Annotated in this window: 20 protein-coding genes and 1 tRNA gene; 8 read left to right on the top strand and 13 right to left on the bottom strand. The window is 73.5% G+C overall.

Going from position 1 to position 23,634, the window contains the following annotated elements; all coding sequences use genetic code 11:
- Positions 1–23 precede the first annotated feature (23 nt).
- On the bottom strand, positions 24–647 hold the full coding sequence (locus ACFVXH_RS21730; RefSeq protein ID WP_049655722.1) for a TetR family transcriptional regulator: 624 nt from the start codon (positions 645–647) through the stop codon (positions 24–26).
- Between the two features lie 125 nt (positions 648–772).
- Between ACFVXH_RS21730 and ACFVXH_RS21725 the strand changes: the two genes are divergently transcribed.
- Positions 773–1,999 carry an acyl-CoA dehydrogenase family protein gene (locus tag ACFVXH_RS21725; RefSeq protein WP_049655719.1) on the top strand — a complete coding sequence of 409 codons (1,227 nt, stop codon included), beginning with the start codon at positions 773–775 and terminating at the stop codon, positions 1,997–1,999.
- Between the two features lie 43 nt (positions 2,000–2,042).
- Here ACFVXH_RS21725 and ACFVXH_RS21720 read toward each other — a convergent pair whose 3' ends face one another.
- The 3 genes from ACFVXH_RS21720 to ACFVXH_RS21710 all read right to left on the bottom strand — a co-directional run bounded on the left by ACFVXH_RS21720 (position 2,043) and on the right by ACFVXH_RS21710 (position 4,329).
- A complete protein-coding gene (locus tag ACFVXH_RS21720) occupies positions 2,043–2,660 on the bottom strand; it encodes a hypothetical protein (protein WP_375873165.1) in 618 nt (205 codons plus the stop codon).
- A 134-nt stretch (positions 2,661–2,794) separates the two neighbouring features.
- A complete protein-coding gene (locus tag ACFVXH_RS21715; protein WP_387826159.1) occupies positions 2,795–3,604 on the bottom strand; it encodes an enoyl-CoA hydratase/isomerase family protein in 810 nt (269 codons plus the stop codon).
- Positions 3,605–3,639: 35 nt separating this feature from the next.
- Positions 3,640–4,329, bottom strand: coding sequence for a TetR family transcriptional regulator (locus ACFVXH_RS21710; protein ID WP_234348540.1), 690 nt, complete (start codon positions 4,327–4,329; stop codon positions 3,640–3,642).
- Positions 4,330–4,481: 152 nt separating this feature from the next.
- Between ACFVXH_RS21710 and ACFVXH_RS21705 the strand changes: the two genes are divergently transcribed.
- The gene (locus ACFVXH_RS21705; protein ID WP_387826156.1) at positions 4,482–6,017 is read left to right on the top strand and encodes an MFS transporter; all 1,536 of its coding nucleotides are present in this window, start codon (positions 4,482–4,484) and stop codon (positions 6,015–6,017) included.
- Positions 6,018–6,127: 110 nt separating this feature from the next.
- On the opposite strand, the gene ACFVXH_RS21700 is transcribed toward ACFVXH_RS21705, so the two are convergent.
- Positions 6,128–6,676, bottom strand: a complete 549-nt coding sequence (locus tag ACFVXH_RS21700) for a GNAT family N-acetyltransferase (protein ID WP_117489792.1) — start codon at positions 6,674–6,676, stop codon at positions 6,128–6,130.
- A 75-nt stretch (positions 6,677–6,751) separates the two neighbouring features.
- Between ACFVXH_RS21700 and ACFVXH_RS21695 the strand changes: the two genes are divergently transcribed.
- Entirely contained in the window at positions 6,752–7,378 is a 627-nt protein-coding gene (locus tag ACFVXH_RS21695) for a TetR/AcrR family transcriptional regulator (protein WP_387826152.1), read from the top strand.
- 250 nt (positions 7,379–7,628) lie between these two features.
- Here ACFVXH_RS21695 and ACFVXH_RS21690 read toward each other — a convergent pair.
- Positions 7,629–7,704: transfer RNA gene (locus ACFVXH_RS21690), tRNA-Arg, on the bottom strand.
- A 654-nt stretch (positions 7,705–8,358) separates the two neighbouring features.
- On the opposite strand from ACFVXH_RS21690, the gene ACFVXH_RS21685 reads away from it, so the two are divergent.
- From ACFVXH_RS21685 to ACFVXH_RS21665, 5 genes are all read left to right on the top strand, one after another.
- Positions 8,359–8,955, top strand: coding sequence for a single-stranded DNA-binding protein (locus ACFVXH_RS21685; RefSeq protein ID WP_387826149.1), 597 nt, complete (start codon positions 8,359–8,361; stop codon positions 8,953–8,955).
- Positions 8,956–9,309: 354 nt separating this feature from the next.
- Positions 9,310–10,746: a Cys-Gln thioester bond-forming surface protein gene (locus ACFVXH_RS21680; RefSeq protein ID WP_181970694.1), complete on the top strand. Its 1,437-nt coding sequence runs from the start codon at positions 9,310–9,312 to the stop codon at positions 10,744–10,746.
- Positions 10,747–11,149: 403 nt separating this feature from the next.
- Positions 11,150–12,814, top strand: a complete 1,665-nt coding sequence (gene ettA / locus ACFVXH_RS21675) for an energy-dependent translational throttle protein EttA (protein ID WP_049657863.1) — start codon at positions 11,150–11,152, stop codon at positions 12,812–12,814.
- Positions 12,815–12,942: 128 nt separating this feature from the next.
- Entirely contained in the window at positions 12,943–13,386 is a 444-nt protein-coding gene (locus ACFVXH_RS21670) for a thioesterase family protein (protein ID WP_049657866.1), read from the top strand.
- A 35-nt stretch (positions 13,387–13,421) separates the two neighbouring features.
- The gene (locus ACFVXH_RS21665) at positions 13,422–14,108 is read left to right on the top strand and encodes a hypothetical protein (RefSeq protein ID WP_074005626.1); all 687 of its coding nucleotides are present in this window, start codon (positions 13,422–13,424) and stop codon (positions 14,106–14,108) included.
- A 45-nt stretch (positions 14,109–14,153) separates the two neighbouring features.
- Here the strand turns inward: ACFVXH_RS21665 and ACFVXH_RS21660 are convergent, their stop codons facing one another.
- The 7 genes from ACFVXH_RS21660 to ACFVXH_RS21630 form a co-directional block, all read right to left on the bottom strand.
- Entirely contained in the window at positions 14,154–14,558 is a 405-nt protein-coding gene (locus tag ACFVXH_RS21660; RefSeq protein ID WP_049657871.1) for a globin, read from the bottom strand.
- Positions 14,559–14,678: 120 nt separating this feature from the next.
- The gene (locus ACFVXH_RS21655; RefSeq protein WP_079272765.1) at positions 14,679–15,815 is read right to left on the bottom strand and encodes an ABC transporter permease; all 1,137 of its coding nucleotides are present in this window, start codon (positions 15,813–15,815) and stop codon (positions 14,679–14,681) included.
- Positions 15,812–16,729 (bottom strand): ABC transporter ATP-binding protein, encoded by a 918-nt coding sequence (locus ACFVXH_RS21650; RefSeq protein ID WP_049657872.1) that lies wholly within the window; start codon positions 16,727–16,729, stop codon positions 15,812–15,814. The genes ACFVXH_RS21655 and ACFVXH_RS21650 overlap by 4 nt, the downstream gene beginning before the upstream one ends.
- A 201-nt stretch (positions 16,730–16,930) precedes the next feature.
- Positions 16,931–18,241 (bottom strand): FHA domain-containing protein, encoded by a 1,311-nt coding sequence (locus tag ACFVXH_RS21645; RefSeq protein ID WP_387826144.1) that lies wholly within the window; start codon positions 18,239–18,241, stop codon positions 16,931–16,933.
- Positions 18,242–18,314: 73 nt separating this feature from the next.
- The gene (locus tag ACFVXH_RS21640; protein ID WP_049660919.1) at positions 18,315–19,670 is read right to left on the bottom strand and encodes a VWA domain-containing protein; all 1,356 of its coding nucleotides are present in this window, start codon (positions 19,668–19,670) and stop codon (positions 18,315–18,317) included.
- A 110-nt stretch (positions 19,671–19,780) separates the two neighbouring features.
- Positions 19,781–21,091, bottom strand: coding sequence for a PP2C family serine/threonine-protein phosphatase (locus tag ACFVXH_RS21635; protein ID WP_117489804.1), 1,311 nt, complete (start codon positions 21,089–21,091; stop codon positions 19,781–19,783).
- 3 nt (positions 21,092–21,094) lie between these two features.
- Positions 21,095–23,629, bottom strand: a complete 2,535-nt coding sequence (locus ACFVXH_RS21630) for a tetratricopeptide repeat protein (RefSeq protein ID WP_387826140.1) — start codon at positions 23,627–23,629, stop codon at positions 21,095–21,097.
- Between the last annotated feature and the right edge of the window lie 5 nt (positions 23,630–23,634).

Below are 23,634 nucleotides of genomic sequence, written 5' to 3'. Positions count from 1 at the left end.
CAAGAGTTCGGTCTACGGAGGACTCAGTCCGCGGCCGGTTCGGGCGCGGTCGGCAGGACGGCGGTCGGCCGGTCCGCGGCGGCGGCCAGCCGGCCCCAGAGCAGGTCGGCCAGCGCCTGCACCATCCGGGCGCGCGAGCAGGGTCTGGTCTCCAGCCACCAGTCCCCGGCGGCCAGCACCATCCCGGTGATGCCCCGGCCCCAGGCCTCGGCGAGCAGGTCGCGGTCGGCGCCGAGGTCGACCTGGCTCTGTACGGCCCGGGTGATCTCCTCGGCGATCTGCCGGAGCGCGGGGGCGAGGGCGTTGCCGGCGCCGCTCGGGTCGCCGGGCTCGGGGTGGGTGAGCAGCCGGTAGACCTGGGGGCGGGCCTCGATGCCGGCGAGGTAGGTGTCCAGCACGTGCTCGACCCGGTCGCGGCGCTCCAGCGGCTCGGCGAGGGCGGCCCGGACGGCGGCCAGCAGTCCGCCGGTGTGGCGCTCGGTCAGGGCTCTGATCAGGCCGTTCCGGTCGCCGAAGTGGCGGTAGAGGATCGGCTTGGTGATGCCGGCCTCGGCGGCGATGGCGTTCATGCTGGCGCCCGGCCCCTCGCGCTGGACGACCCGGTCGGCGGCGTTGAGCAGCTGCTCGCGGCGGGGCTCTCGGGACATGCGCTGCTCCTCGGAGTTGGGGTCCGTCTGGGCGTTGACACCGGTTACCAATCAGTAGCAGACTCCGACGATGTTACCCGAGGTAACACCCCGGTCGGCCGCACACGTCTTCGGAGGCACGCACCATGAGCAGCACGTTCTCGCTGGACCCGGGCGCGGACCAGCTCGCCGTACGCGACTGGCTGCACGGCTTCGCCGCCGACGTGATGCGCCCCGCCGCGGCCGAGTGGGACGAGCGCGAGGAGACCCCCTGGCCGGTCATCCAGGAGGCCGCCAAACTCGGCATCTACTCGCTGGACTTCTACGCCCAGCAGTACTTCGACCCCTCCGGCGTCGGCATCCCGATCGCCATGGAGGAGCTGTTCTGGGGCGACGCGGGCATCGGGCTGTCCATCGTCGGCACCACCCTGGCCGCCGTCGCGGTGCTGGCCAACGGCACCGACGAGCAGATCGGCACCTGGACCCCGCAGATGTTCGGCACCCCGGAGGACGTCAAGGTGGCCGCCTTCTGCTCCTCCGAGCCGGACGCCGGCTCCGACGTCTCGGCGCTGCGCACCCGGGCGGTGTACGACGAGGCCAAGGACGAGTGGGTGCTCACCGGCACCAAGACCTGGGCCACCAACGGCGGGATCGCCGCCGTCCACGTGGTGGTCGCCACCGTCGACCCGGAGCTCGGCGCCAAGGGCCAGGCCTCCTTCGTCGTCCCGCCGGGCACCCCGGGGCTGAGCCAGGGCCAGAAGTTCAAGAAGCACGGCATCCGCGCCTCGCACACCGCCGAGGTGGTGCTGGACGGCGTCCGGGTGCCCGGCAGCTGCCTGCTCGGCGGCAAGGAGAAGCTGGACGAGCGCCTCGCCCGGGCCCGCGAGGGCGTCAAGCGCCCCGGCGGCAGGGGCAACGCGGCGATGGCCACCTTCGAGGCCTCCCGGCCGGCCGTCGGCGCGCAGGCGATCGGCATCGCCCGGGCCGCGTACGAGGTGGCGCTGGACTACGCGAGGACCCGGGAGCAGTTCGGCCGGCCGATCATCGACAACCAGGGCGTGGCCTTCCAGCTCGCCGACATGAGGACCCGGATCGACGCGGCCCGGCTGCTGGTGTGGCGGGCCTCCTGGATGGCGGTCAACAACCAGCCGTTCACGGCGGCCGAGGGCTCGATGTCCAAGCTGTACGCGGGCGAGACCGCCAAGTACGTGACCGCGCAGGCGATGCAGATCCTCGGCGGCAACGGCTTCACCCGGGAGTACCCGGTGGAGCGGATGCACCGGGACAGCGCGATCTACTCGATCTTCGAGGGGACCAGCGAGATTCAGCGGCTGGTGATCGCCCGGGCGATCTCGGGGGTGCCGATCCGCTAGCCGGTCGCCCTGGCCGGTGGGCGGCCCGACAGCGGGTGGCCCGTCAGCGGGCGGCCCAGAAGGTGAGGCCGGCGGCGAGCGCGCCCACCGCCGCGCCGACGGCCGTCTGCGCGGCGGTGTGGTCCCGCAGCACCACCCGGGACCACCCGATCAGCGGGACCAGCGCGCCGAGCAGCAGCCAGAGCGGGCCGAGCGCGATGGCGAGGCAGACCACCGCGCCGGTGGCCACGGCGGTGTGCACGGAGACCTTCCACCAGACGGTGATCACCAGGATCGGGACCAGCGAGGCGAACATCGCCAGCACCAGCGCGGTCAGGTCGGCCGGGGCGTCCAGTCCGATCATCACCGCGAAGCTGAGCAGCACCGAGCCCATGATGAGCGGGAAGAGGGTCAGCCGGCGCTGCCGTCGGCCGACGTGACGGTCCGCCACGGTGCCCTTGCGCATGCCGTGGCCGATGATCAGGGTCGGGACGACGGCGGCGAACAGGGCGGCGAACAGCGCCCAGCCGATGCCCGCCCAGCCGTAGCGGAGGCCGCCCAGCAGCGGGAGCAGCACGAGGATCACGTTCTTCGGCTCCAGGCCGTCGGTGATCCGGCGGGCCAGGGCCGTCCGGCGGGTGGGGGCGGGCGGGGCGGGCACGGCCTGGGCCTCGGTCGTCATCGGGGTGGGTGCTCCGGGGGCGGGAAGGGGTGGACGGGTTCCGGCCGGATGATCGTACGGGTGCTGGTGCGGCCCCTTCCGCCGGGCCCGCACCGTTCCCGCTCGGACCCGTTCCCGCTCGGACCCGTTCCCGTTCAGAACCGGGCGGGCCGGCCCTCCAGGAAGGCGGCCAGGCCCTCGCGGACGTCCGAGCCCTCCCGGGCGCGGAGCAGCCAGGGGGCCAGGACCTCGTCGGCCCGCTCGGGCGGGGCGTCCAGGACGGCCTTGGCCGCGCCGACGGTCTGGGCGGAGCGACGGGTCAGCAGCCGGGCGAAGTCCAGGGCGGCGGCGTCCAGTTCGGCATCCGGCAGGACGCGTTCGGCCAGGCCGAGCGGCAGCGCGTCCCGGCCGGCCACCAACTCGCCGGAGAACAGCAGGTACTTGGCCCGGGCCGGGCCGATCAGCCGGGCCAGCCGTACGGTCGGCACCGCCGGGTAGACCACGCCGAGCTTGGCCGGGGTGATCCCGAGCCGGGCGTCCTCGGCGACGAACCGCAGGTCGCAGGCGACGGCCAGCTGGCAGCCGCCGCCGACGCAGGCGCCGTGCACCACGGCGACGGTCGGGTGCGGGAAGGCCGCCAGCGCCTCCTCGGCGGCGACGTTGGTCGCGTGGTAGGCCTCCGCGCGGTCCGGATCGCCGTACACCTCGGAGAGTTCGGCGATGTCCGCGCCCGCGCTGAAGGTGTTGCCGGCGCCGGTGAGCAGCAGGACGCGCACGCCCGGGTGGCCGGCCAGCTGCTCCAGCACCTTGGGCAGCGCCTGCCAGACCGCCAGGGTCACCGCGTTGCGGCGGTGCGGGCGGGCGAACTCCAGGACGGCGACGCCGTCCTCGCCGACGTACGCGTTGAGGCCGTCGGCCTGCGCGGGCAGGGCGGAGCGGTCCCGCGTGAGCAGCGGCTGGTCCATGCGCACCTCCGGTCGGTCGTGGTGCGCCAACTCTCTCAGGCGGCGCGGGCGCAGTAGTCGCCGAGGCCGTGCTCGAGCAGGGCGAAGGCGCGGCGGGCCTCCTCCAGGACGGCGGGCAGGGCGTCGGCGGCGCGCTCGCCGGCCAGCATCCGCCGGTGGTTGGCGGCGATCAGCGCGACCCGGACGGCGAGCAGCTGGGCGGTGGCGACCCGGGCGGTCAGCTCGTCGTGGGCCGGGTCCTGGGCGAGCAGTTCGGCGGCGAGCGCGGCGTGCGCCAGCCGGTCGAAGCCGTGGGTGGCGCGGGCGGTCAGCGCGGGGGTGCGGTGGATCAGCCGGACCACGTCGAGCACGATCCGGTCGTCGTTCAGCCCGGCGGCCGGGTCGAAGCGCTCCAGTGCGGCGAGGAACTGCTCGCGCAGCGCCGTCACCGCCGAGGTGCCCGGGGCGCGGTCGCGCACAGCCTGGGCCGGCTCGTCGAGGTGCTGCTCCATCGGGCCCATGACCAGGTCTTCCTTGGTGGGGAAGTAGTTGAAGACGGTCATCTTGGACACCTCGGCGGCGGCGGCGATCTCCGCGACCGAGACCTGGTCGAAGCCGCGCTCGGTGAACAGCGCGACGGCCGTGCGGAAGATCCGCATGCCGGTCTGGAACTTCTTGCGCTCGCGCAGCGGGAGGGCGTCGAGGTCGACGTCGGGGCCGAAGTCCTGTGCGGGTCGCATCGCCATGGGGGGACTGTACCAGGATCAAATGTTGACCCGGCAGAAAGATTGGTCGGGATGAAGAATTGACCGAGTCCAAAAACGCTGCGATGGTGAGGGCGTGCCGCCGGCCGCCCCGGCCCCGGCGCGAACCCGACGGACCCTGGGGGGACCCGACCATGGCCACCACCGCCGCCGTACCCGCTGCCGCACCCGCGCCGCCGGACACCGCGCTGATGACCCCGGCCCAGCGCAAGCTGGGCATGCTGCTCTGCCTGGTCACGATCGTGCTGGCGGTGCTCGACATGAACATCGTGTCGGCCGCCACCGTGCCGATCGTCCGCGACCTCGACCCCGTCCACGGCGTGGACCGGCTGCCCTGGCTGGTCAGCGCGTTCGCCCTGGCCGCCACCGCGCTGCTGCCGCTGTACGGCAGGCTCTGCGACGTGTACGGCGCCAAGCGCGTGCTGCTCGGGGCCGTCGGCACCTTCCTGCTCGGCTCGGCGCTCTGCGGGGCGGCGCAGTCGATGGACCAGCTGATCGCCTTCCGGGCGGTGCAGGGCGTCGGCGGCGGCGGGCTGATGAGCGTCACCATGGTGGTCATCGCCCAGTTCAAGGACCCGGAGGAGCGCGGCGGCGCCAAGGGCGGGGCGGTGGGCGGGATCGTCGCCGGCCTCGGCATGGCGGTCGGCCCGCTGGTCGGCGCGCTGTTCACCGACCACCTCGGCTGGCGCTGGGTCTTCTACGTCAACCTGCCGCTCGGCCTGCTGGTGCTGGTCGGCGTCGCCCTGGTGGTCAGGCTGCCCCGGGCGACCGGCCGCCGGAGCCTGGACTTCGTCGGCGCGGCCCTCGCGGCGGCCTTCGCGACCGGGCTGCTGCTCGTCACCGAGTGGGGCGGCAAGGACCACGCCTGGACCTCCCCGGTGATCCTTGGGCTCGCCGCCGCCACCCTGGCCGCGCTCGGCCTCTTCCTGTGGCGTCAGGCCACCGCCGCCGAGCCGGTGCTGCCGCTGTCGCTGTTCCGGATCCGCGCGGTGCGGCTGGGCTTCGCGATCCAGGGGCTGGTCGGGATGGGCATGGTCGGCTCGATCATGTACGTGATGCTCTACCTGCAGATCGCCCGGGGCGTCGCCCCGACCTCGGCCAGCCTCTACCTGGTCCCGATGGCGGCCGGGATGACGGCGGCCGGCCTGCTGGTCGGGCGGCTGACCGGGCGCGGCCACCCGCCCCGGACCTTCCTGGCGGCCGGCGCGGCCTGCGCCACGCTCGCCCTCGCCCTGCTCGGCCTCAGCGGGCCGGACACCGGGCTGTGGGCGGTGCTGGCCGAACTCGCCCTGCTGGGCTGCGGGCTGGGGCAGCTGATCGGCCAGCTGGTCACGGTGGTGCAGGAGACCGCGCCCCGGCACCAGCTGGGGGTGGCGACCACGGGGATCCGGTTCTTCCAGAGCCTCGGCAGCGCGCTCGGCGCGGCGCTCTTCGGCACCGTGCTGACCCGGGTCTTCGAGGCGGGCGAGCCGGGGCGGCCGCTCGGCGCGGTCCGGGCGCTGACCGGGGCGGCGCACGAGCACGCGGTGCGCAGCTTCACGGACGCGGTGGACGTGGTCTTCCTGTCGGCGGGCGGGGTGCTGGCGCTGGCGCTGGTGTGCGTGCTGCGGCTGCGGCCGGCCGAGCTGGCGGGGCCGGCCGGGTCGGCGGGGGTGGCGCCGGCCGCCTGACGGGTCGGCGGCCGGCGGGCTGGTGGGCCGCCGGGACGGTGCGGTGCGGTGCGGTGCGGCGCGGGGCCCGGTGGGCGGGGGAGTCCACCGGGCCCGGCGCCGTTGCCGGTTCAGGCCCGGCCGGTCCACTCACTGGCCAGCACGGCCCAGATCTCCTTGTCGTAGCGGACCCCGTTGTACGGGTACCACTCGCGCAGCACGCCGTCGCGGGTCATGCCGACCCGCTCGGCGACCGCCCGGCTGCGGGCGTTGACGGAGGAGCACCACCACTCGGCGCGGTGCATGCCGCGGGTGGTGAAGGCGTAGTCGAGCAGCTGCTTGACGGCGGCGGTGATCAGCCCGTGGCCCTCGCCGGCCGGCTCCGTCCAGGCGCCGATCTCGCAGACGCCGGACCGGGCGTCGAAGCTCACGAACATCACGCCGCCGACCAGGGTGCCGTCCAGCCAGATCCCGTAGATCCGCTTCTGGTCGGCGGCCAGGCCGTCGGCGTAGCGCTGGAGGGTGGCGCGGGCGGAGTCCAGGTCGACGGAGAAGGTGGCCCAGGGGATCCACGGGTCGGTGTGGGCGCGGGCGCGGTCGAGGTGGGTCAGGAACTCGGGCGCCTGCCAGGGCTCCAGCGGGCGCAGTTCGGCGTTCTCGGTGAGCGGTACGGCAAACACGGGCGGCCTTTCACGGGTGGTGCTGAGGTTGGCTGGACTATTCATAACAAACGTTTGGTACGTAAGATAGCCCCCATGACACCGGCCCGTGGAGACCATGACGCCCGACGCTCGGAAGTCTCCGAGGGGGTGTGGCGGGTGCTCTCCACCCGGGGCTTCGAGGGGCTGACCCTGCGCGCGGTGGCCGCCGAACTGGGTGCCTCCACCGGGCTGTTGACGCACTACTTCCCGAACAAGCGGGCGCTGCTGAGCCACGCGCTGGAGGAGCTGGACCGGCGCTCGCTGGCCCGGCCCCGGCGCACCGCCCCCGCCGACGGCAGCGCGCCGCCGGCCGGCCTGGCCCGGGTGCGGGCGTCGTTGCTGGACGTGCTGCCGCTGGACGGCGAGGCCGCCGCCGACAACCGGATCTGGGTCGGCTCCTGGGACCACGCCCTGGCCGACCCGGAGCTGGCGGCCGCCCACGCGGGCCGCTACGCGCGCTCGCGCACCGCGCTCACGGCGCACGTCGCGGACGCCCAGCGGCTGGGGGAGCTCCCGGCGCGGGCCGACCCGGCCGCGCTCGCGGCGGGAGCGCAGGCCTTCGTGCTGGGCCTGGTGGTCCAGGCGCTGTTCGCCCCGGAGGAGTTCCCGGCGGAGCGGCAGACGGAGCTGCTGGACGCCTACCTGGCCGGGCTGGCCGGGCTGGCCGGGCTGGCGGGGTAGGCCGGGGCGCTTCCGGGCGCGTCGGCCCGGCCCGGGGCGGGCTCCGGCGCGTTCGGGGTGGGGGATTCACCGGGAATTCCGGTTGTTCCGGTTGGACCCGTTTTTCGCCCCGTTTTCCCGACGGCCCGACACGCATGGTCACGAGTTCTGTGCGATGAGTGCGCGGAACGGTTGGTGTACGGGATTACCGACTGGTCCGGAGCGGACACGGAAAGTGTCCGCCGGAGTGGTGGCCTGCGGAATTGCGGGGTGGTGCCCCCAGCAGGATTCGAACCTGCGACCTACCGCTTAGAAGGCGGGTGCTCTATCCGCTGAGCTATGGGGGCGGGACGGGCGGTGCCCTGGCGGGCGCGACCGTGGCCGGGATCGGGCTGGCGAGCGCCGGGGCGCGCGCTGTCCGGCCCCGTACCTGAGGGTGGGGGTGGGGGTGGTGGGCCCTCGCCCTGTCGGGGACAGGATAAGGGTGACCGGTTCCCAGGCCGGGTGTGACGACACCGCCGTTGGTGTGTCGGTTCGGTGGAGCGGTCCGATAATCGCAGGTGAAGGCCGTGAGTGCAGCGGTCTGGGAGTGTTCCGCGCCGGACGTTGTGCAGTCGTTACGGGGCTGCCTCCTCACCCGTTATGGATTCGGCACGGAGAATGCGGCGCCGACGGTGCGGGTGGGGGCCTTAATCGCGGTTGCGCCGGTCGTATGACGTGCGCGGACGGCCGTCGGGGCGCCTTCCGGGGCGCGTTCCCGGGCGGGTTCCGGGGTGCGCCGGCCGGGCGGCGAGCAGCGAGTTTGTTGTCATGGCCGCGAAGAAGCGGGGTCGAAGCGGCGGCGGAAGGCTGAAATTCACCCCTGCGGGTGACAACAGTTCCACAGGCCCGAGTTATCCACAGGATTTCGGAAGTCGGTGGCCCGGATTTCCCCTGAAGTGCACGCTCAAGGCGCACCGGTCGATTCCGTACGGTGCATCGGCGAGAACGGAGGGTGTGCCGTGAGCGAGACGCATGTGACGGTGATCGGCAATGTGGCGACGGAGGTGAGCTACGGCGAAACCAGCGGCGGGGTGCCGATGGCGAACTTCCGGCTCGGCTGCACCGAGCGGCGGTACGACCGGCAGCGCGAGTGCTGGGTGGACGGCGAGACGCAGTGGGTGGCGGTGACGGCCTGGCGGGCGCTGGCGGTCAATCTGATCGGCTCGCTGTCCAAGGGCGATCCGGTGCTGGTGAGCGGCCGGCTGCGGGTGCGCGAGTGGACGGAGGGGGAGGTGAAGCGGAGCCGGGCCGAGATCGACGCCCGATCGGTCGGACACGACCTCACCCGTGGTACCACGGCGTTCCGGTGGGCGGCGGGGGTGCGCGGGCAGCCGCCGGGTGGCGCCGGTCCGGCCGGGGCGGAGGGCGGGGGCGAGGCCGTGCCGGGGTGGATCGTCAGCGCGGTGGAGGCGCGCAGGGGCTCCGGGGCGCCCCCGGCGGCGGTCGCGGCACCCGTCGTCCGGGCGCTGCCGCCGGGCGGGCGGCCGGCCGCGGGGGAGTCGGGCGAGGTGTCCGGGGCGGAGCGGGGAGGTGGCGCCGAGGATGCCCTGACCTGATCGGTCGGTGACCTTCCCTGTCGACAAATATGTTGATCGAGAACGTCGTTGTGCCCGCACGCGCAATCCGACCGGATAACAGAAAGCGGCCCGGGACTTTCTGGCCGACCGTCAGCTTGTGTGGGACTTGAGGGGATTGATAACGATCCAGATACGGAATCGTCCTGATTTCGCATGGGGGTTTCCGGGCCTCTGGGGCTCAATAGGATTCGTCTGGTTCATACCCGTAGCAGTGCCACAGGGGGCACGCGCGGAACGGCAAGTCGGCGGGCCGCCCACTCGGTGCGGCCCGGCCCGGAGGGATCCCAGATGTTCCAGAGGCAGGGGCGGAGTCTGTCCCGGATAACCACTGTCATGCTCACGACCAGCTTGGCGCTTGGCGGAGGCCTGTTCGCGGCCGGTGCGGCGGTCGCGGCCGGCGCCCCGACCTCGGGCGTGACGGCGGAAGTCCAGAACGAGATGCTCGGCGAGAAGATCGACGTCGAGGGCAAGGGCACCGTCGACGGCGGCCTGTTCACCCTCAAGACGGCTGCCGGGGAGAAGCTCCGGACGTACTGCATCGACTTCGACAACCCGGTCTACCTGGACAGCGGCGCCAAGTACCACGAGGCGGACTGGGCGTCGAGCTCGCTCAACAGCAACGCGAACGCCCCCAAGATCCGCTGGATCCTGGACAACTCGTACCCGCAGGCCAGCCTGACGTCCCTCGCGACGGCCGCCGGCGTCGACAGCCTGACCGACGCGGACGCCGCCGCCGGCACCCAGGCCGCGATCTGGAAGTTCTCGGACAACAAGAACGCCGTCCCGCGCAACGACAAGGCCAAGAAGCTGCGCGACTACCTCGTCGGCGACGCCAACAAGGGCGTCGCGGCCGAGCCGAAGCCCTCGCTGACCCTCTCCCCGGACTCGGTCTCCGGGAAGTCGGGCGGCAAGCTCGGCCCGTTCCTGCTGAACTCCAGCGCGAACGAGGTCAAGCTGACCGTCACCGGCGACGCCGCGGACAAGATCAAGCTGCTGGACAAGGACAGCAAGCCGGTCAACGGCAGCCTGGCCGGTCCGATCGGCAAGGACACCCCGCTGTTCCTGGACGTGCCGGCCGGCACCCCGGACGGCAAGGCCGCCATCAACGCCACCGCCGAGGCCACCGTGCTCAGCGGCCGGGTCTTCATGAGCGGCGTGGACTCCCGCGGCCGCCACAGCCAGACCATGATCCTGGCCGGCTCCACCAAGGTGAACGTCGCCGGCGGCGCCAAGGCCACCTGGAAGCAGGGCAAGGGCGCGCTGATCGACAGCACCGCCAAGGAGGAGTGCGCCACCGGCGGCGTGCGGGTGTCCGTCACCAACAGCGGTGACGAGGCCGCCACCGTCACGGTCGGCAAGCAGCAGGTCGCCGTCCAGCCGGGCAAGACCGAGAGCGTGCTCGTCAAGGTCGAGGAGAAGGCGCACTACGACTTCACCGTGACCGGCCCGAACGGCTACACCAAGCAGTTCACCGGCGTCCTGGACTGCAAGGTCGGCGTGACGCCGACCCCGGCCCCGACCACCCCCGCCGCGACCGGCACGCCGTCCGGCACCCCGAGCGCGGCCCCGTCGGGCACCCCCAGCACCGGCGCCGGCCAGCCGACCCCGGCGACCACCAGCGCCGCCCCGGGCACCGGTGGCCTGGCCCAGACCGGTGCCAATGACTCCACCCCGATCCTCGCCGCCGTCGCCGGTGGCCTGGTCGTGGCCGGTGGCGCCGCCGTCTTCGTCCTGCGCCGCCGCGGCCGCCACGGTCGCACCACCGCCTGAACCGTCCGAACCGCCTGAGGCGCACCAAGCGCCCGAAGCGACGGAGCCGCCCGAGCGGGCCGGGGGTCACCGACCTCCCGAGGCCCTGAGAGCGGCAACCGGCCCGGCTCCCCGCACCCGCTGCGGGGAGCCGGGCCGTCGCGTTTCCCGGGCGGGCCTCCGGGAGTGTCGGCCACGGGGCGGCGGGGCCCGGGGTGGCCGGGGTGCGGGCCGCGGAGAGGCGGCCGGGAGGGCGGGAGCGGGGGCACCGGGCGGCCGCCGTCCGGGCGGCGGGGCCGGGGCGGGCGGGAGCGCTTCCGGATACCCCGGTGGGGTCATCCAGGCGATTCGGGCCTCAGGGCCGGGTGCGGCACAATGGAAGGCTGCAAGCCGAATACTCCCGACGACGCCGGAGCGATCTCACGTGGCGGAATACATCTACACGATGCGCAAGGTGCGCAAGGCTCACGGAGACAAGGTCATCCTTGACGACGTGACGCTCAGCTTCCTCCCCGGAGCGAAGATCGGCGTCGTGGGCCCCAACGGCGCCGGTAAGTCCACCGTGCTGAAGATGATGGCCGGCCTGGAGCACCCCTCCAACGGCGACGCCTTCCTCTCGCCCGGTTTCACCGTCGGCATGCTGCTCCAGGAGCCGCCGCTGGACGAGACCAAGACCGTCCTGGAGAACGTCGAGGACGGCGTCAAGGAGATCAAGGGGAAGCTCGACCGCTTCAACGAGATCGCCGAGCTGATGGCGACCGACTACTCGGACGCCCTGCTGGACGAGATGGGCAAGCTCCAGGAGGAGCTGGACCACGCCAACGCGTGGGACCTGGAGGCCCAGCTGGAGCAGGCCATGGACGCCCTGGGCTGCCCGCCCGGCGACTGGCCGGTCACCAAGCTCTCCGGTGGCGAGAAGCGCCGCGTGGCGCTCTGCAAGCTGCTGCTGGAGTCCCCCGACCTGCTGCTGCTCGACGAGCCCACCAACCACCTGGACGCCGAGTCGGTGAACTGGCTGGAGCAGCACCTGGCCAAGTACCCCGGCACCGTCGTCGCCGTCACCCACGACCGGTACTTCCTGGACAACGTGGCCGGCTGGATCCTGGAGCTCGACCGCGGCCGCGCGATCGGCTACGAGGGCAACTACTCCACCTACCTGGAGTCCAAGCAGTCCCGCCTGAAGGTCGAGGGGCAGAAGGACGCCAAGCGCGCCAAGCGCCTCAAGGAGGAGCTGGAGTGGGTCCGCTCCAACGCCAAGGGCCGCCAGGCGAAGTCCAAGGCCCGTCTGGCCCGCTACGAGGAGATGGCGGCCGAGGCGGACAAGATGCGGAAGCTGGACTTCGAGGAGATCCAGATCCCGCCGGGCCCGCGCCTGGGCAGCATCGTCATCGAGGTCGAGAACCTCAACAAGGCCTTCGGTGAGAAGGTCCTGATCGACGACCTGAGCTTCACCCTGCCGCGCAACGGCATCGTCGGCATCATCGGCCCGAACGGCGCCGGCAAGACCACCCTGTTCAAGATGCTCCAGGACCTGGAGACCCCGGACAGCGGCACGGTCAAGGTCGGCGAGACGGTCAAGATCAGCTACGTCGACCAGACCCGCGCCAACATCGACCCGAAGAAGACCCTCTGGGAGGTCGTCTCCGACGGCCTGGACTGGATCAACGTCGGCCAGGTCGAGATGCCGTCCCGCGCCTACGTGTCGGCCTTCGGCTTCAAGGGCCCGGACCAGCAGAAGCCGGCCGGCGTGCTCTCCGGTGGTGAGCGCAACCGCCTGAACCTGGCGCTGACCCTCAAGCAGGGCGGCAACCTGCTGCTCCTCGACGAGCCCACCAACGACCTCGACGTCGAGACGCTCTCCTCGCTGGAGAACGCCCTGCTGGAGTTCCCCGGCTGCGCCGTGGTCATCTCCCACGACCGCTGGTTCCTGGACCGGGTGGCCACCCACATCCTCGCCTACGAGGGCGAGAGCAAGTGGTTCTGGTTCGAGGGCAACTTCGAGTCGTACGAGAAGAACAAGATCGAGCGGCTCGGCGCCGACGCCGCCCGTCCGCACCGGGCCACGTACAAGAAGCTGACCCGAGGCTGACACCCAGCCGTCACAACGGCCCGGCAGACTGCCCTCCGGGGCGGCCTGCCGGGCCGCGGCCCGTCGCCGACCGCCCGCCGCCCCGGCGGTGGACGGCGGCGGGCGAACGGACACCGAGGAGAACTCCCGTGGCTCGCCACATCTACGCCTGCCCGCTGCGCTGGTCCGACATGGACGCCTTCGGGCACGTCAACAACGTGGTCTTCCTGCGCTACCTGGAGGAGGCCCGGATCGACTTCATGTTCACCCAGGCCGCCGCGGCCGGTGCCGGGGAGTTCGCGGGCGGCTCGGTGGTGGCCCGCCACGAGATCGACTACAAGCGTCCGCTGGTGCACCGGCCCGAGCCGGTCACCATCGAGACCTGGGTGACGAAGATCGGCGGCGCCTCGCTGACCGTCTCGTACGAGATCAAGGACGTCGCCGAGGACGGCGGCGACATCGTGTACGTCCGGGCGTCCACCGTAGTCGTCCCCTACGACCTGGCCGAGGGCCGGCCGCGCCGGATCTCGCCGGTGGAGCGGGAGTTCCTCGGCCGCTTCATGGACGAAGAGCCGGTAGTCGCCGCCGTCTGACCGCACCCGACGATTCGAGCTGAACCACTGTGACCATCACCGCCCGTCTCGCCCTGACCGACACCGGGGAGGCCGCCGACCTCTCCGCCTTCCTGCTGCGCCTGCTGCGCTTCGACCGGGCGGCGGCCGTCCGGATCCAGGCGGTGGGCCCGGGCGAGGGGGACGGCGTGCTGGCGGTCTTCGGACGGCTGCCGCTGGGCGACTCGGGCGTGCTGGCGATCCGCACGGCCCGGCTGGACGGTCTGGACGAGCCGGTGGACCTGACCGTCTCCGCGGGCCAGCTGCTGGACGGCGTGGACGCCGGGTCGGGCGCCGTCGCGCTGCCCGCGCCGGTGACCGGTCCGGCCTGGGCCGGGCTGCTGCCGCCGCGCACCGGCTGGCGCCCGGTCGGCACCCCGCCGGCGGCCGAGGTGTGCCGCGAACTGATGGCGGCGGTCGGGGAGTTCCGCGAGCGCAGCGAGGCCGTCCCGGAGCACCACCGCACCCGCGCGGTGCTGGACCGGCTGGCGGACGAGGTGTGGTCCCGTCCGGTCTCGGTGCTGCCGGAGCTGCCGCTGCGCGCCGTCCACGCCTCGTACCGGATCGGCTTCCTGAGCCCCGAGGCGCCGCTCTCGGTGCACCGGGCGGGCGGCTGGCTGCGGTTGAGCTCCCCGGTGGGCTCGGTGGTGGTGCGGACCGCGGCCGCGCCGGGCGCGGGGCTGGGCCTCAGCCCGCTCCGGTAACGGCGGTCCGAAACCCGGCCCGCCCCGCCGAGGAGCGCTCCGGGCTCAGCCCGGGGTGTTGATCATCGAGGCGGCGGCGTAGACCAGGTACTCGAGCAGCTGCTGCTCGTGTTCGGCCGGCAGCTCCAGGTCCGCGACGGCCGCCCGCATGTGGGTGAGCCAGGCGTCGTGCGCGGCCTTGTCGACCTTGAACGGCGCGTGCCGCATCCGCAGCCGCGGGTGGCCGCGCCGCTCGCTGTAGGTGCGCGGGCCGCCCCAGTACTGCATCAGGAAGAGGGCCATCCGCTCCTCGGCGGGCCCGAGGTCCTCCTCGGGGTACATCGGCCGCAGCAACTCGTCCTCGGCGATGCCTTCGTAGAACCGGTGGGCCAGCCGCCGGAAGGTCGGCTCACCGCCGACCTGGTCGTAGAAGGTCTCCTCGCTCAACGTGCCTCGCCGGATCTCTCTCACCCGACCATGGTCGCAGACGCCGACGGGGTCGTACACCGGGACCAAAGGCGTACGACCCCGTCGGGAGGGGACCGGCGGACGTCGGCGCGGACGTCGGCGTAGCAGATCAGCGCCGGACGGTCAGTCCTCCCAGCGGAACAGCTTCCAGGAGATGCCGGTCAGCACGGCCGCGAAGAGCAGCAGGCCGCCCATGGTCGGCACGGCGTCCATGACGCCGCCGCCGCGGGTGAGCACCGACTGGGCGGATTCGACCAGGTAGTGCAGCGGCATGACCTTGGAGACGGCCTTCAGCCACTCCGGGGCGCCGTCCAGCGGGAAGAACGAGCCGGACAGGAAGGACATCGGCAGCACGATGATCTGCGAGATGCCGTTGGCCGCCTCCTCGGTCTTGGCGACCGAGCCGGCCAGCAGGCCGATCGACATGAAGGCGAGCGTCGCGCAGGCCACCAGCGGGATGACCAGCCACCAGTTGCCGGTGAGTTTCAGCCCGAAGAAGCCGGTCGCGACCACCAGGAAGACGGCGGTCTGCAGGAACGCGGTCAGCAGCGAGACCAGGATCCGGGAGCTGATCACGGTTCCGGCGCTGAGCGGGGCCAGCCGCAGCCGGCGCAGCACCTTGGTCTTGCGCCAGTTGACCAGGGTCAGCGCGGCACCGAACACCGCGCCGGTGGCGACGGCCCAGCCGAGCAGGCCGGGGGTGAGGAACTGGATCGGCTTGAGCGACTTGTCCTCGACCTGCTGGGAGTCCAGCACGAAGGCCGGCTTCTGCCCGGTGGCGGCCTGGTTGGCGCTCTGGACCACCGAGTTGAGGATGCCCTGGAGCGCGCCGGCCCGGACCTGGTCGGCGGCGGTGTAGCGCAGCTCGACCGTGCCGTTCGGGCCCTGCTTGATCAGCGCGTCGTAGTCGCCCTTGCGGACCTTCTCCAGCGTGCCGGCCTCGTCGTCGGTCTTCGTGATGGTGAGGACCTTGTCCAGCCCGGCCCGGTCCTCGCCCTGGATCGAGTCGAACAGCTTCACCGCGCCGACCTGCGCCACCTTGGCGTGCGGGCTGCCGGAGCCCTTGGTCACGGAGCCGAAGAAGACCAGGAACACCAGCGGGAACAGCAGGATGAAGAAGGCCGCGGTGCGGTCGCGCTTCATCCCGAGCAGCATGGCGCGGGACAGGCTCCAGAACGCGCTGACCCGCTCCCGCTCGCCGGCGGCCGGGCCGCCGCGCCGGGCGGGGGCCTGCGGCTCGGTGGGGGTGGTGGCGGTCATGCGCGGAACTCCCGTCCGGTCAGCTGGAGGAAGACGTCCTCCAGGGTGGCGCCGCGCACTTCCAGGCCGCGCAGCGCGTTCTGCTCGGCGAGGACGCTGAGCACCGGAGCCGGGAGGCGGGTGGAGACGGAGAGCGAGACGCTGTCGTCCTCCAGGGTGGCGATCTCCGCGCCGGCCGCGGTCAGCAGCTCCCGGGCGCGCTCGAGCGGGAGCTGGCCGGAGGCCACGCTGATCCGGACGGTGTCGTCGATCTCGCGGATCAGCGCCGCCGGGGCGCCGGTGTGCAGGATCTTGCCGTGGTCCATGATCGAGACCCGGTCGCAGAGCACCTCGGCCTCGTCGAGGTAGTGCGTGGTCAGCACGACCGTGCGGCCCTCGGCGTTGATGTCCCGCAGGAGGTCCCAGAGGTTGCGCCGGGCCTGCGGGTCCAGCCCGGTGGTGGGCTCGTCCAGGAAGACGAGCTCCGGGTCGTGGGCCAGCGCGCAGGCGATCGACAGGCGCTGGGCCTGGCCGCCGGACATCTGGTCGGTCAGGGTCTCGGCCTTGTCCGAGAGGCCGACCCGCTCCAGCATCGCGTCGGCCCGCTTGGGGCCGACCCCGTAGAACGACGCGAAGGTGCGGATGGTCTCCCGGGCCGTCAGTTTCCGGAAGAAAGCGGAGGCCTGGAACTGCACGCCGATTCGCGGCAGCAGTTTCGGATTTCGCGGCCAGGGCGCCATGCCCAGCAGCTCGACCCGGCCCTCGTCCGGTTTCCGGACGCCCTCCAGGATCTCCATCGTGGTGGTCTTCCCGGCGCCGTTCGGGCCCAGGATCCCGTAGAACTCGCCGGCCTCGACGGTGAACGACACCCCGTCGACGGCCTGCACATCCCCGTACCGCTGGCGGATGCCGTCAGCGGATATAGCAGCAGTCATGTGGCCTGAGCCTAGGGGCAGGGAAGGCTCCGGCGCACGCCCGCGGCGGCGAATTTGCGGATATTTTGAGGATGGCCCAAACAAATCCGGGCCGGGCGGATGTCGAATTCCGCCCGGCCCGGCCGGAGTTGTCACCGACGTGTGGTCAGGTAACGATTTGACGGGTTTTCAGTCGGAGAATCCCCTCCGACCGACGGCCGGTCAGCCGCGGTGCACGGTGATGGTGGTCCAGGCGCCGATGTGGATCCGGTCGCCGTCGTTCAGCGGTACCGCGGTGTGCGGCGGGACGGGCTCCGCGCCGCCGTTCATGGTGGTGCCGTTGGTCGAGTCCTGGTCCACCAGGACCCAGCTGCCGTCCGCCTGTTCGGCGAGCAGCGCGTGCTGGTGCGAGGCGCCCGGGTCCTCCGGCGGGACGGACAGGTCGATCTCCGGCACCGTGCCGCGGTGCTGGCTGCGCCGCCCGATCCGCAGCTGGCCGCGGCCGGTCAGCGGGATCCGGCGCTCGGGGCAGTACGGCGGGAAGAACAGGCCGGCCGCCTCGGGGCCGCTGCGGGCCATCATGTCGGTGAAGTAGTCCCGGTCGGCCGAGACCACGGCGATCCAGTTGGTCCGCACCGGCTCGGCCGGGGCGGTCTCCTGGGGCTGCTGGGGGACGGGCGGGGCCAGGTTGAACGAGGTGCCGAAGTCGCCGCCGCGGTTGTTCGGGCCGGGGCCGGTCGGCTGGGCGTACACCGGGCCGGAGTCCTCGCGCACCGAGGTGTCGGGGAACGCGCCCTCGGGCGGCGGGTAGCCGTAGGTGTGCTGGTGCGCCGGGGCCTGCGGCTGCTGGGGGACGGGCGGGGCGACGGCCTGCTGGGCCGCCGGCGGCTGGCCGAGCGGGGATTGCCCGAGCGGCTGCTGGCCGAACGGCGGCTGGCCGTGTGGCGGTTGTCCCGCCGGGGCGTGGCCGTGCGGAGGCTGACCGGCCGGGGCGTGGCCGTGCTGGGCCTGCTGCGGCGGGGGGCCGCCGTAGGAGGCCGGGATGTTCAGCGGCGGCTGCTGCGGCGGCTGTTGCTGCTGCTGTGCCGCGCCGGGCACCTGGCGGCGCGAGGGCGTGGAGAGCTCGTAGTCGTAGCCGCACTCCTCGCAGAACCGTCCGGTCTGCGGGCTGCGGCAGATCGGGCAGACGGCCAGGCCCGCGGTGAGGCCCTGCGGTCCGGCCTGCGGCGGGACGGCCCCGTGCGGGGGTACGGCCCCGTGCGGGCCCGGGGGCACATGGCCGGGCGGCGGCAGGGGTGCCCCGTGCGGCGGGACGGCCCCCGGCGGCATCGGCGGCGGAGGCGGCGGTGCGCCGAAGGAGGCGCCGCCGTACCCCGGGTGTCCGGAGTGAGTGCCGGGCGCGGGCTCGCCCCCGTGCGCCCCCGGGTAGCCTCCGTGCGCCCCCGGCGCAGGGGCCGGCGGAGTCATCGGGAAGCCGCAGAAGTCGCACCAGTCCTCGGCCTGCGACTCGTGGCCCCTCGGGCAGATCGGCATCAGGTCCCCCTCGTTTCGGGCCGGCTCCGTGCGGCGTCGCGCCGGGGTGCCGGCCCGGTCACGTCTTCAGCGGTCACTTCTTCACACGTACCGTCTTGGTCGACCGGGTCTCAAGGGTCATCGAGTCGGCCTCGCTCACGTTCTTACGGAACCGAACCGTACCCTCCTTCGGGTCCACCACGTCCACCACCTTCTGGAGCAGCTTGTAGGTGCCCTCGTTCCCGGTCGCGTGGGCGATCCGGACGGCGGCGCCCAGCTTGGCGGTCGCCCGGTCGACGTCCCCGGCCCGGTGGGCCTCCAGGCCCTCCTGGATGGAGGAGGCGAGCTCGGCCTGCCCGGTGTAGTGGGCGACCTGCGGGCTGATCCGGGTGGAGGAGGCCAGGTCGTCGGTCCAGACCGCCTTGACCAGGCCCTGGGTGAGCACCTCGGGGGTGCCGCCGGCGACCTGCTCGGGCAGCACCAGGCTGATCCGGGCGGCCAGCATCTCGTTGCCGACCGAGGCGGCCGGCACCTCGACGCAGACGTGGTAGTCGCGGCTCTCGTCGCCCCAGGAGCCGGTGGGGTAGTCGCCGGCCCGGGGGCCGGCCTCGGTGCGGCGGGAGCTCAGGTCCTCGACCGCGGGGGCGACCTGCTTGACGAACCGGACCCTGGCGTTGGCCGGGGTCCAGATCCGCAGCGCGACGTCGGCGACCTGCTTGCCCATCGCGCCGGCCATCATCGAGCGGAAGTCCTCGGCCAGGCCGGAGGGCTCGGCGACGATGTCGGTGGTGCCGAGCAGCGCCGAGGAGATGCGGCGCAGCTCGTCGATCCGCCAGTCGGTGCCCACGCCGCGGCAGTCGGCGGTGAAGTGGCCGGTCACCCGTTCGACGGTGCGGGCCAGGTCCTCGGCCGACTCGTGCTCGTTGTTGCCGTCGGTGAGCAGGACGGCGTGCCGGATGGCGATGTCGCGGCGGGTGAGGAAGAGCTGGTCGGCCTTGGCCAGCCAGGTGCCCATCGCGGTGCCGCCGGCGGCGGTGAGCCGGCGCAGCGACTCCTTGGCCTGCGCGCGGGTGGTGGCGGAGGCGGTGGCGAGGGTGCCGTCGCCGGGGTAGATGTCGCGGGCCTCGTGGGTGCCGGCGACGACGGCGAAGGCGGTGCCGTCGCGCAGCGCGTCGATGGCGGCGGCGGTGGCCTCGCGGGCGCCGTTGATCTTGGTCTTGGGGTAGTCCATCGAGCCCGAGCAGTCCACCAGGACGACCACGGCCGCCGCGGTGCCGGCGCCCGCCGCGGTGGCGTCGGCGAAGCCGAGGGGCCGGCCGCCCGAGGTGCCGCCGCCGGTCGCCGTGACGGTGACGATGGCGTTGACCTCGCGGGCGCCGTCGGCCAGGTACTCGTTCTGGAAGATCTCCACGTTGAACCTGGGCAGGTTCGGCTTCGCCAGTGTTGCCATGGGGCGGTCGGCTCCCGTCGGGTGAGGGGTGGACGTGCTCAGGACGGTGGGGCGGCCCGCCGGGCGGGGCCGGCGGGCCGTGCCGCCGGAGCGTCCGGCGGGTGGTCGGGTCAGGCCGTCGGCGGGTGCGGCGGCTGCGGCGGGACGGGCGGAACGGCGGGCGCGGTCGGCGGGACGGACGGCGCCGGGGGGACCGGGGGTACGGGCGGGGCCGGGGGCAGCGGGGCGGCGGCGGAGCCGATCACCGGGAGGTCCGGCAGGGTCGGCTCGTAGTCCTCGTCCTCCTCCGGGGCCGGCCGGGCGGCCGCGCGCGGAGCGATCACCGGCAGGTCGAACGCGGTGGGGGTCTCCTCGGCCGCCTCGAGGGCGGCGGCCGGCGGGTCGATCGGCAGCACGGCGACGGTGATGTTGTCGTGGCCGCCGGCCGCGACCGCGAACTTCACCAGGGTCTGCGCCGTGGCGAGCGGTTCGGTGCGGGCGTCCGGGCGCACGTAGTACGCCAGGTCGGTGGCCGCCTCGGCGTAGTTCCACAGCCCGTCGGTGCAGATCAGCACCACCCCGGGGACGTGCGGGGTGAAGTCGAGGGTGTGCGGCACGACCTCCTCGGCGTCGGCGCCGAGCCAGCCGGTGATCGCGTGCGCGCGGGGGTCGGCGTAGGCCTCGGCCTCGCTCATCAGCCCGGCCTCGACCATCCGGGCCGCCCAGGAGTCGTCCTGGGTGAGCCGGAACGGCTCGGCGGCGGCGCGGTCGTCCGGGATCCAGTACGCCCGGGTGTCGCCGACCCACCCGATGGTGACCCGGCCGCCCGCGGCTATCGCGCTGACGAAGGTGCAGGCGGGCGCGTTGAGGTCGGGCCGGGTGGGGCCGGCGCCGTCGGTGGCGAGGCCGGCGACCGCGTCGGCGGCGTCGGCGACGGCCTGGCGCATCGCCGAGTTCGGGTCCCGGCCGGCCTCCAGGGCGGTCAGCAGCGACTCGGAGGCGGCGTCCACGGCGGTCTCCGAGGCCTCGTCCGGGCGGTCGGAGGAGGAGACGCCGTCGCACACCACGGCGACCACGACCGGCTCGCCGCCGGGCAGCGAGGTCGCGGCGACGGTGAAGGAGTCCTCGTTGCGGTGGTGGCGCACGCCGCGGTCGCTGACCCCGGCGACGCCCCCGAGCGCCTTCTCCATGTGGTCGCGCGGGCGCGGCTGGGCGCTGCCGCAGCCCTCGCAGTAGCCGTCCGGGGCGACCTGCGGCTGCCCGCAGTGCACGCAGACCTGCCCGCGCGGCGACGGTACGGCCTCGCCGCGGGCGGCGGCCCAGCTCGTGGGCATCGAGCCGGGGGCCGCCCGGCCGTCCCGGCCGGTCCCGCAGGAGCCGCAGTAGGCGTCCTCCTGGTCCATCGGCTCCGAACAGCTCGGGCACTCGGTCTGCTGCGGCATCTGCTACACCCACGTCCTGGGACGGGCACGGTTGGCCCGTTCCACCATCTCGATCCTGGTCTCCGCCCGGTCGGCCAACCGGGCGAGTACCCGGTAGGACTGTTCCAGGGCGAAGCGCAGTTCCCGCTCCTGTGCGGGACGTCCCAGTACCACCAGGTCGGTGGTCCGCCGGCCGGCGGCCTCCTCGGCGCCGACCCAGCCGAGGGCCGTGTCGAGCACCTCGACGGCGAGCTCCTCGCGGCGGCGGGCGTCCAGCCGCAGCGCGGTCAGCTGGGCGGAGCTCGCACCGAGGTCGGCGGCCAGGTCGTCGGTGGTCCGGCGCTCGCGCAGCCGGGCCCGGACGGCGGCGATCCGGGCGGCGGTGTAGTGGCTGGAGGTGGCCGGGACGGTCTCCAGGACGCGGACCGCGGCGGTCCGGTCCTCCTCGGCCAGCCGGACCCGGGCCAGCCCGAAGGCGGCGCTCAGGTAGGCGTGGTCGGTGGCCCACACCAGCCGGTAGAACTCGGCCGCGTCGCCGCCGTCGCCGAGCAGCTCGGCGCAGATGGCGAGGGCCAGCTTGGGGGCGGCCTCGCCGGGGAAGGCGTCGTAGACGGCGTCGAAGGCCTCCGCGGCGGCCCGCAGGGCGGTGGAGGAGCCGTCGACGAGGGCGGTCAGCCCGCGGTACCAGACCACCCGCCAGTCGTCCGGCTGGTCCCGCTCCAGCTCGGTGAGGCGGTTCACCGCGTCGTCGTGGCGGCCGAGTTCGAGCAGGGCGCGCAGTTCGCGCAGCCGGCTCTCGACCGAGACGGCGGGCGCGGCGGCCAGTGCGGCGAGCGTCTCCTCGGGGTCGGGGGTGACCAGGACAGCGAGGAAGCCCGCGTTCGGGTCGCCGGGGTCGACCCGGGGGACGGGCAGTGCGAGGGCGGCGGCGGCCGGGTCCAGGGGGGCCACCCGGAGCTGCCCGGCCTGTTCGGTGGGCAGGACCAACTCGGTGTCCACGACGCGCAGTTCGGGGCCGAACAGGGTGGATGGCGCGGGCCGGGGCCGGTCGTCCTGGAGGGCCAGGACCTCCCGCAGCACGCCGGTGAGCTGGTCGGCCATCTCCTCGGCGGAGGCGAAGCGGCGGGCCGGGTCCGGGTCGGTGGCGCGGACCAGGAAGCGGTAGTACGACTCGTACCTGGCGAAGACCTCGACCTGTTCCGGGCCGGGCAGCGAGTCGCGGTAGGTGCCGCTGTAGCCCTGGAAGTCGAAGGTGAGCACCGCGAGGGTGCGGGCCACGGTGTACAGGTCGGAGGCGACGGAGGGGCCGTCGGTGGCGATCTCCGGGGCCTGGTAGCCGATGGTGCCGTAGATCGGGCCGTCGTCGTCGAAGCGGCGGACCGCGCCCATGTCTATGACCTTGAGCGTGTCGCCGCTCTGGATCACGTTGTCGATCTTGAAGTCGCAGTACACCAGGCCCCGGCCGTGCAGGTAGCCCAGGGCCGGCAGCGCCTCCAGCGCGTAGGCGATCCCCTGCTCGACGGGCAGCGGTTCGCGCCGGCCGTCCGCGGTGCGGCGCTCGTTGGCGATGTCCTTGAGCGACTTCCCGCCGACGTACTCCATCACGATGTAGCCGTCGGTGGAGCCGGTGCGCAGGTCCGGGTGCTCGGCGAAGTTGATGATCCGGACGATGTTCGGGTGGTCCACCTCGGCCAGGAAGCGCCGCTCGGCGACGGCCGCCGCGAGCGCGTCCTCGTCCCCGGTGTCCAGCAGGCCCTTGAGCACCACCCACTTGTCGTGGACCCGCCGGTCCACCGCCAGGTAGATCCAGCCGAGCCCGCCGTGCGCCAGGCAGCCCACCACCTCGTACTGCCCGCCGACCAGGTCGCCGCGGCGCAGCTTGGGCGTGAACGAGTACGGCGTGCCGCACTTGGTGCAGAAGCCGTCCGGGCGGCCGGGGCGGCCGTTCTTCTCCCGGCCCACCGGGGTCTCGCACTTGGAGCAGAACCGCTTGCGCTCGGGCACCTCGGGGTCGGCCAGCACCGCCTGGGACGGGTCGGCCGCCTCGACGGTCGGCACGGTGACCAGGCCGGCGCCCAGCCGGTTGCGGGTGCCGGCGGTGGAGCCGCCCCGGGTGGAGCGGACCGAGAGGGAGCGGCTGCTGCCGGTGCGGGTCGAGCGGTGCGAGCGGGAGCGGCCGGACATTGAGCGGGCCGAGCCGGTGCGGACCGACAGCGAGCGGGCGGAGCCGTCGTGGCCGCGGCCGGGGGAGACCCGGGCGGAGGGGACGTGGGGCTGGGTGGCGCCGGTGTCGCCGCCGGGCGGGGTCAGGCCGCACTCGTCGCAGTAGCCGTCCGGGTCGATGGTGCCGGAGCAGTCGCGCGGGCAGGGCGCGCCGGGGCCGGCGGCCGCCGGTGCCCCAGCCGCCGGTGTCCCCGTCGCCCCCGCGCCCGGTGCCCCCGCCGCTCCGGTCGTCGCGGTGGTCCCGCCCGCCGGGGCGAGCCCGCACTCGTCGCAGTAGCCGTCGGCGTCGATCCTGCCGCTGCCGGAGCACTCCGGCCGTTCGCACGTCCCGCCCATCACCC

It is taken from the genome of Kitasatospora sp. NPDC058184 (assembly GCF_042883725.1).
GTDB lineage: Bacteria > Actinomycetota > Actinomycetes > Streptomycetales > Streptomycetaceae > Kitasatospora.
The sequence above is the reverse complement of the archived record's forward strand: the minus strand, read 5'-3'. Positions and strand labels throughout refer to the sequence as shown.